Genomic DNA, 6,286 nt, shown 5'->3' on the forward strand with positions numbered 1-6,286 from the left:
AGCCGCTGACGTGGGTGGCTGCGGTTCCTGAGACAAAGTCACGCCTGCGCCCGCCGCGCCTAAACCGCGGTGCTCCGGTGGAATGCATAATTTGAGGATGAAATTCACCACCATCATTCAAGGCAGCGGCAACAAAGCAGGCATCGAGGTCCCCGAGGACATCGTGAGCGCACTCGGTGCCGGGAAGCGGCCGCCGGTCGTCGTGACCATCAACGGCAAAAGCTACCGCAGCAGCATCGCGGTGATGGGCGGCCAGAATATGGTCGGTGTCAGCGCGCTCAACCGTGAACTGACGGGAGCCGCCGCCGGAGACACCGTGGAGGTGGACATCGAATTGGACACGCAGCCGCGGATCGTCGACGTTCCCGACGACCTCGCCGCCGCCCTGGAGGCGGAACCCGCGGCGAAGGCGTTCTATGCGACGCTGAACTACAGCAGCCAGCGTCGTTATGTGGAGCCGCTCGCAGATGCCAAAACGGCAGAAACGCGCTCCCGTCGGGTCGCCAAGGTGGTGACCGACCTCAAGGCCGGCAAGAAATAGCCCTGCGCAGCCCGCGCCAACATGGCGAACCCTAGCTGGTGGTTGCCTGGCCTTGGGTCTTCGCCGTCGAGCTCGTGTGCCCACTTTTGAGGCCAGGCATGGCGACGACGGCGATCACGGTCAGCACGGCACTCATCAAGACCGCCACGAACACGGCGGAGGACGCCGAGATGATGGTGTCCGGGTTTGTGCTCCCGTGCGGATCGCCGGCGTAGATCGCGTTTGCTACCGCGCCGAAGACGGCCACTCCGAGGGCGCTGCCGATCGATCGGGCGAAGAGGTTGGTGCCGGTGACCACCCCGCGCTCATTCCATTCCACGCTGGATTGGGCTGCGATGAGTGTTGGGGTGGCAACCAGACCCAGGCCGAGTCCGACGATGAAGCAGCTGGTGGCCACGAGTACGACGTTGGGCACGGGCGCGGTGAGGGCGAGTACGGTGACCCCGATGACGGCGAGGGTAATGCCAATCAGAGCCGTCCGCCGGAATCCGATCCGCAGGTAAAACCGTCCCGCCTGTGAGGCGCTGATTGGCCAGCCGAGGGTCAGGGCCGCCAAAGATAGACCGGCCAGGATGGGCGACGTCGACAGGGCGCCCTCGAGGAAGGTGGGAACGTAAGAGGTCAGGCCCAGCACGATGGCGCCGACGCCGAAGGAGATTAGCGCCGTCGTCGTCAGCAGCCGTCGCGAGACGACCCACGGCGGGAGCACGGGTTCGGCGGCCCGGCGCTCAACCAGCAGGAACACGGCAAAGGCGACGGCTCCGATGGCGAACACCGCGATGCTGATCGGTGAATTCCAGGCCCAGGCCTGACCGCCCTGCAGGGCTCCGAGGATGATCAGGCTGAGCGCGACGGTGAGCAGCACTGCTCCGGGATAGTCCACCCGGTGCTTGGTGCGCCGGACATCCTCGTGGAAGGTGCGGACCAGCATCCAGCCGGCGAGCAGGCACAGCGGGACGTTAATGAGGAAGATTCCGCGCCAGAAACCAAGGGAGGAGAACACGCCACCGAGCGTTGGGCCGACGACCGAGGAGATTGCCCACACGCTGGCGAGGTAACCCTGGACCTTCGCGCGCTCCGCCACGGTGTAGATGTCGCCCGCGATGGTGATGGCCATTGGCTGGACGGCGCCCGCGCCAAGGCCTTGGAGCACTCGAAACGCAATCAGCGCCGGCATGCTCCAGGCGATCCCGCACAGGATCGAGCCGAGCAGGAAGAGGGCGATGCCGCCGAGCACGATCGGTTTGCGGCCGATCATATCCGAGAGCTTGGCGTAAACGGGCACGGAGACGGCCTGGGCCAGGAGGTAGGCGGAGAAAAGCCACGGGAACGAGGAGAACCCGCCGATGTCGTGCACGATCGACGGTACCGCGGTTGCCACGATTGTTGAGTCGATGGCAACCAGGCCGGTTGAAAGCATCAGGGCGATCAGGATGGGCCCGCGCTGGGAGCGAAAGCCAACTTCCGCGGCAGTCGTTGTCGTCACGTAATCTCACTTCCGTCGGCGCCCACAGCGCTTGGACCGCGGAACCGGGTGCCGGCTCCCAAACGTTAACCGCGGGGCGGCAGGAATTAGTCCCGGCCGGCCCGCCGGCTTCGACCGCGACGGGGAAGGTGAGCAGCCGGTACTCGTCGACGAGGCCGGCCGCGGCGAGCTGGACGGCTATCGAGCCGCTTCCAATCACGACGACGTCACGCGTCTGCATTTTGGCCGCCACCCAGGTTGTTAGGGGCTCGAAGATCCGGCTCGAGTTGGCCCACACTGCTGGATCGACCTCATGGTGAGTGACGACCCCTTTGGCGGCACCATTTATTGCCTGGGAAAAGGGGTCGTCGCGTGGAGGCCATAGCGTGCTGAAGTGCTCCCACGTCCGGCGGCCGAAAAGCAGAATGCCGTGCTCCAGGATCGGGCCGAGCCCGAACTTGTCTCCGGCCACGCCCTGTGGACCGTAACTCATGGCCCATTCGCCGCACGCAGTCCCACCGCTTCCGTCGGGATCCTCCACGACGCCGTCGAGGGTAATGAATTGGGCAACGATCAACCGTCCCATGATGTCTGCTCCTTCTTGAGGTGAATGCTGAGTTGCATGCTTCACCAAGACATACGCACCAGCGCGCGCAAACTCATCGGTGCGTGGAGAACTCAGCTTCAAAGAGAGCGGAAAGTCGTGCATCCTGGTAGACGAGCACATGTTCGACAGCGCCGGAACCATCGCCGTCGAACAACTGCAAGGTATGTGGCTCCAACGCCTGCGGCGTTCCCCGGTAGAGCAGAATGCCGTGCTGTCCATTGGCGGAGACCGTGCGCGTGCTCCAGCCTGTCCCGCGCCAGGCGAACAGATGTTTCATGAAGGCTCGATAGGGCTCACGTCCGAGCGCCCAGTTCGGCACGGGGGGCATTTCGAAGACGACGTCCTCGGCCACAAGCGACGCCAGCCCGTCCGCATCCGCTCGCTCAATCGCGCGCGCATACCGCTCCACGACACCAGCTGCCAAGGGCTGCCTCCGCGGCGCTCCCTTTCGAATCGCGTCGCGGGCCCGCCCCAACGCGGAGTTTACGGATGCAACGCTCATCTCAAACACGGCGCCTGTTTCCGCGGCAGTTAAGCCCAGCACGTCACGAAATACCAGGACCCCGCGCTGCCGTGGTGGCAACCTCTGAAGCATTGCCGTCACCGCAAGCCTGACGTCCTGTGCCAGCTCGGCGGATGTCTCGACGTCGGACGTTATGCGCCACTGGGTAGGCGCCGGCATGAGCCACGGGACGTCAAGGGCGGGCACAAGGGGTGCGCCAATCTCCAGTCCGGAATCCCGAAGATCGCTGGGCAGCGGACGGCGGGGCGTTTGACGCAACCGATCGATACAGACGTTCCGGGCGATATGAAAGCACCAGGTCGCCAACGAGGCGCGCTCCGCGTCAAATGAGGACCGGGCACGCCAAGCACGCTCCAAGACGTCCTGCGCGGCATCCTCCGCATCGAACGGCGATCCCAGCATCTGATAGCAGAAAGCGATCAATCCTCGACGCAATCCTGCCAGCTCGGCCGCCGTATAGTGAGCCACGACGCCAATGCTACGTGCAGTCGACCGAACAGGGAATGGGCCTGGCAGGACCAGCTGCGGTCGATCATCCGTGCGGACCATGCACCACCCGCCACGCAGGGCAGCGGCTAACCGGTGACCGGTTCGAGATAAGGGTGGGTCGCCACCAGCTCAAACAGGGCAGCCTCGACCGCGCGGGTACGTGCCAGCCGCCGGAGTTCACGCGGAACAGCCAGCCAGTATTTTCGGCGGATGCGGATTGTATCTTCAAGGATCCGTACGAGCCGCTGATCGGGTTGGCCTATGTACAAGGGCAGAACCGCAACGCCGAGGCCCGCGACGGCCGCCATCCACTGTCCTGTGATGTTGTTTGTCTGGATTGCGGGACGGAGCCCTGGAAGCGCGGAATCAAGGAACCTCAAGTCAGGTATGTCCAGGAGTAAATCCACATAGCCGATGACCGAATGGTCCTGGAGGTCGGCCACCCGCGTGATCGGCCTGCTGGCCTCAAGGTATTTCGGGGCAGCGTAGAGTCCCAGCGGATAAGTGGCCAGCTCGGTGGCGTCGACACCCCTAATTGTTGGCTTGGCCAGCGAAATCCCTACGTCAAATTCTTTTGTAGCCAGAAGGTTCAAACGGGTCGCCGTTACTATTTCGATCGCCAGGTCCGGGTGTTTGCTCCTCAGTCCTCCGAGCCCAGGGCTAAGCACGAAGGCACCAAATCCGTCGGGGGTGGCTATCCGGACAGTTCCCGACAATCTTCCGGGTCCGGATCCGAGCTCTTCGGCCGCTGCCAGAAGGGAAGATTCAACGGCTTCGGCATGAACGGCAAGACGTTCACCGGCGTCAGTAAGTTTCCAGCCTCCTGCCGAACGCACGAAGAGCCGCGACCCGGTGGTCCGCTCCAAGTGCGAAATCCGGCGTCCCACGGTGGTGTGATCGACGGCTAGTCCACGGGCAGCAGCGACTAGCTTGCCCGTCCGGGCAACTTCGAGAAAGAAACGCAGATCGTCAGCCGAAATCATTCAGTCAGCCTAGCGTGCAAATGTGCACTGTGGAGGGCATCTTTGGTTCTTGAACTGGCGTCTGAGTGCAGCGAGACTTGAAGCGTTGACTTGCACAGCACCGTCCAGGCACGCATTGGAACGGTCAAACAGCAGAGGTGTTCCATGGTCGCTAACATTGCTCTCCCGAAAGTCATGAAGGTAGGAGGAGGAGCCGTTCATCAAACTGGCGCCCTCGTGGAAGAACTGGGCGGCACGCGGCCACTCATCGTTACCGACGCGTTCATGGTGACAACGGGCATCGTTGACTCCATCATCCGGTCACTGGAAAACAGTGGACTGGAAGTTGCTGTCTTTTCCGGTGTGGTCCCGGATCCCACCACCGATTCCCTGGAAAAGGGCGTCGCTGCTGCAAAGGCGCACGCAGCCGACGTGGTCATCGGTCTTGGCGGAGGCAGCGCGATCGACACCGCCAAAGCCTTGGGACTGCTCAGCCGCCAAGGCGGACTGATGCGCGATTACAAGGCTCCACGCAACAACAACGGGCCCGCGGTTCCTGTTGTCGCGATACCTACAACCGCAGGTACCGGGTCGGAAGCCACGCAGTTCACCATTATCAGCGACTCCGATACCCACGAGAAAATGCTCTGCTCCGGCATCGCATTCCTCCCGCAGGCGGCCATCATCGACTACGAACTCACACTGACGATGCCTCCGCGACTGACCGCGGACACTGGGATTGACGCGCTGACCCATGCCATCGAAGCCTACGTCAGCCGCAAAGCCAACCCCTTCTCCGATGCCTTTGCCCTCACCGCCATCCGGACCATTGGCGTAAACCTTCGCCGGGTATACGCTGACGGATCGGATGAGAAGGCCAGGGAGGCCATGATGCTGGCAGCCACTCAGGCGGGCATCGCCTTCTCAAACTCAAGCGTCGCCCTGGTGCACGGGATGAGCCGGCCGATGGGCGCGCACTTTCATATCGCCCATGGGCTGGCCAACGCCATGCTTTTTCCTGCCGTCACTGAATTCTCCGTTTCGGCTGCGGAGCCAAGGTATGCCGACTGCGCCAGGGCTCTCGGCCTCGCCGCAGACAGCTCAGATGGGGACGCTGCCAAGGCGCTTGTTGCCGAACTGCACGCGCTCAACCGCGATCTCGAGGTTCCAACTCCACAGGCTTTTGGCATCGATCAGGATGCCTGGGAAGAAAAAATCACGCTGATGGCCGAACAGGCGCTGGCATCCGGGTCCCCGGCCAACAACCCCGTCGTCCCTGACGCGGAGCAGATTCAGGGCATCTACGCCACAATTTACGCCTGACACTTTCCATACCAACGGCATAACAACGATTTACGGCCACTCTGCTGGACTGAGCAGCCGGGCCACGACCAACACCTAAGGAGTCAGTATGACGAGGACTATTAATCATTTCATTGATGGTGCGGAAACGTCGGGGGTGGGTGAGCGTACGCAGCCGGTTTTTAACCCGGCGACGGGTGCTGTTTCGGCTGAGCTGCGGTTGGCTAACCGCTCGGATTTGGAGACTGCTGTTGCCGCTGCCCGCAGGGCCGCGGACAGTTGGGGTGATGTGTCGTTGTCCAAGCGCACTAACGTCTTGTTTCGGTTCCGTGAGTTGGTGGCCGGGCATGTGGATGAACTGGCGGCGCTGATTACTGCTGAGCATGGGAAGGTCCTT

At 62.8% G+C, this 6,286-nt stretch carries 6 protein-coding genes and 1 pseudogene; 3 read left to right on the top strand and 4 right to left on the bottom strand.

The genetic code is table 11. The annotated features are described in order from the left end of the window. The first annotated feature begins 97 nt into the window (after positions 1-97). On the top strand, positions 98-541 hold the full coding sequence (locus IV498_RS14295) for a YdeI/OmpD-associated family protein (RefSeq protein ID WP_269047668.1): 444 nt from the start codon (positions 98-100) through the stop codon (positions 539-541). A gap of 31 nt (positions 542-572) precedes the next feature. Here the strand turns inward: IV498_RS14295 and IV498_RS14300 are convergent, their stop codons facing one another. From IV498_RS14300 to IV498_RS14315, 4 genes and pseudogenes are all read right to left on the bottom strand, one after another. Continuing rightward, positions 573-2,027: an MFS transporter gene (locus tag IV498_RS14300; RefSeq protein WP_269047669.1), complete on the bottom strand. Its 1,455-nt coding sequence runs from the start codon at positions 2,025-2,027 to the stop codon at positions 573-575. 172 nt (positions 2,028-2,199) lie between these two features. Then, positions 2,200-2,754: pseudogene (locus IV498_RS14305) on the bottom strand (dihydrofolate reductase family protein); the annotation flags it as partial. Further along, the gene (locus IV498_RS14310; protein WP_269047671.1) at positions 2,666-3,604 is read right to left on the bottom strand and encodes an RNA polymerase subunit sigma-70; all 939 of its coding nucleotides are present in this window, start codon (positions 3,602-3,604) and stop codon (positions 2,666-2,668) included. The gene IV498_RS14310 and the pseudogene IV498_RS14305, both read right to left, overlap by 89 nt. A 107-nt stretch (positions 3,605-3,711) precedes the next feature. Beyond that, the gene (locus IV498_RS14315; protein ID WP_269047673.1) at positions 3,712-4,608 is read right to left on the bottom strand and encodes a LysR family transcriptional regulator; all 897 of its coding nucleotides are present in this window, start codon (positions 4,606-4,608) and stop codon (positions 3,712-3,714) included. Between the two features lie 144 nt (positions 4,609-4,752). Between IV498_RS14315 and IV498_RS14320 the strand changes: the two genes are divergently transcribed. Together IV498_RS14320 and IV498_RS14325 are read left to right on the top strand one after the other, a co-directional pair. Further along, the gene (locus IV498_RS14320; RefSeq protein WP_269047675.1) at positions 4,753-5,910 is read left to right on the top strand and encodes an iron-containing alcohol dehydrogenase; all 1,158 of its coding nucleotides are present in this window, start codon (positions 4,753-4,755) and stop codon (positions 5,908-5,910) included. Positions 5,911-5,998: 88 nt separating this feature from the next. Then, positions 5,999-6,286 (top strand): aldehyde dehydrogenase family protein (locus IV498_RS14325; RefSeq protein ID WP_269047676.1); only part of this gene is annotated, 288 nt, incomplete at its 3' end.

Origin of the sequence: Paenarthrobacter sp. Z7-10 (genome assembly GCF_026932795.1) — a bacterium.
Taxonomy (GTDB): Bacteria; Actinomycetota; Actinomycetes; order Actinomycetales; family Micrococcaceae; genus Arthrobacter_M.

Coding starts and splice junctions, on each gene's coding strand:
- IV498_RS14295 (WP_269047668.1), top strand. CDS start 98: ATGAAATTCACCACCATCATTCAAGGCAGCGGCAACAAAGCAGGCATC.
- IV498_RS14315 (WP_269047673.1), bottom strand. CDS start 4,608: ATGATTTCGGCTGACGATCTGCGTTTCTTTCTCGAAGTTGCCCGGACG.
- IV498_RS14320 (WP_269047675.1), top strand. CDS start 4,753: ATGGTCGCTAACATTGCTCTCCCGAAAGTCATGAAGGTAGGAGGAGGA.